This is a genomic window from Mesorhizobium sp. M4B.F.Ca.ET.089.01.1.1 (assembly GCF_004022605.1).
Classification (GTDB): Bacteria; Pseudomonadota; Alphaproteobacteria; order Rhizobiales; family Rhizobiaceae; genus Mesorhizobium; species Mesorhizobium abyssinicae.
This window is the reverse complement of the sequence record NZ_RZOS01000790.1, coordinates 1-1,538: the sequence shown is the minus strand read 5'-3', so window position 1 is coordinate 1,538 and position 1,538 is coordinate 1. Positions and strand designations below refer to the sequence as shown.

Annotated in this window: 1 protein-coding gene; it reads right to left on the bottom strand. The window is 51.7% G+C overall.

Features of this window, described 5'->3' with window-relative positions:
* Positions 1-76 precede the first annotated feature (76 nt).
* Complete coding sequence (locus tag EN780_RS33900; RefSeq protein ID WP_128276429.1) at positions 77-1,192, bottom strand: dienelactone hydrolase family protein; 1,116 nt, start codon at positions 1,190-1,192, stop codon at positions 77-79.
* Positions 1,193-1,538: the final 346 nt, after the last annotated feature.

Below are 1,538 nucleotides of genomic sequence, written 5' to 3'. Positions count from 1 at the left end.
CACCTGCGATAACGGGGCGGGCGACAATCGCGCATTCTGGTCATGCATTCAAGCGTGGTGAAAAGCCGACCTCACATCATATTCTGGGAGGCTTTGACCTGCCCGGTTTCGTGAGCATTTGGGTTTCGCTGAAGTCGTAGCGAAACCCGCGAACCTCCCAGATCTCCGCTAAGGTCGGAGACTCTTTCAAAAATCGCAGCACCTTCCTGGCTGCGATCATGTTGTAGGGAAAAATCCCAACAGACGAATGTCCGCAATTGAGACGCAGGACCTCTGGCAAACGATTGCATTTCGTCAATAACTCTATCACCCGATCCGAAGCTTCTGGACGTGTGATCGTATCGTCCTTTCCAAGCACGAACATCATATCCAGGCCAGGACGTGTGAGACCCCACGTATGGCGCTCTAGGTTGATGAGACCCCAAGCGGTTCTCAAATCTTCGAGTGACATGGCTGGTTCAATACGACGACGTAACGACTTCATGGTTTCCGCAGTCCAAACAAGATCAGCAGGGCTCCCTGGCGATACCATGAGAACCGCTTTATCAACCTTTTCTTCCTGGGCAGCGATCAGACCAGCAACCGTGCCGCCTAAGCACATGCCTACAACGGAGATTTTTCGATACCTCTGACTATGAAGCCACCGAACAATCTTACGACCATCTAATACCGCCTGTCTCATCGACCGGACGGTACGTCCCAAATTCGCGTTGAAAAACTTTTGCTCGGAATAATCGTCGGAACCACGACTAAAGTGATATGGCAGGGTAGCCTCAATAACTGTTATGCCCCTTGCGGCAAAGAACTTGGCGAATGTTGGGAAACGGTTCCGTGCGTACCAATGATGAAACACAACAAGTGCATGATCTTTCGATCCGCTATGGGTAACCACACATTCAAATGTATTGTTGTCTTCATCCACGGTTGTGATATCAGACTGGAAAATGACAATATTTTCTTCTTCTCTTAATGGCTCCGGGGGCAAAACCGGGGAGAAAAACTGTTCTCCTTCGGAAAGCGTCCTGAACGCCAGTTCACGGCCACTAGCTTTTTTGTCCTCGGCCTCGTTAACCGTGAACGCCAATGAGGTATCATAACCAAAGCCTATGGACCTGTGATCGGTACGCTTCTGGCGTTGTAAGGTTCTCAAGATGTGCTTGCGATCGTGACGACGCGCCAGATAGCGAAACATACCTCTCTCCTATTTCTTGAAGATCAAAAACAGTTTGTTCGGCCGCCACTCGATATCTGAGGAGTTTTTCGAGGTAAGACGGCTCATCAAATATCCCCGTTTTCACAACCCTTCTTCTTATGTTCAATTGGCCACAGCCTGAAATGTCGCGGTCGCATCTTCATAACTGGCTCGGGATTGGTTGCTGGCCACGGGCTTGCCGTCGACGTCTGTGAGAGCGCCGGCGTTGCGGAACTCGGCAAGGGGTCGTGGCGATGATCTTGCGGTGCGGACCCTCAAGGCTTTCGCTCGGCAGATCGGGGCGGGCGCCCTGCAACAGCTCGGCCGGCGATGTTCGGGCAATGGT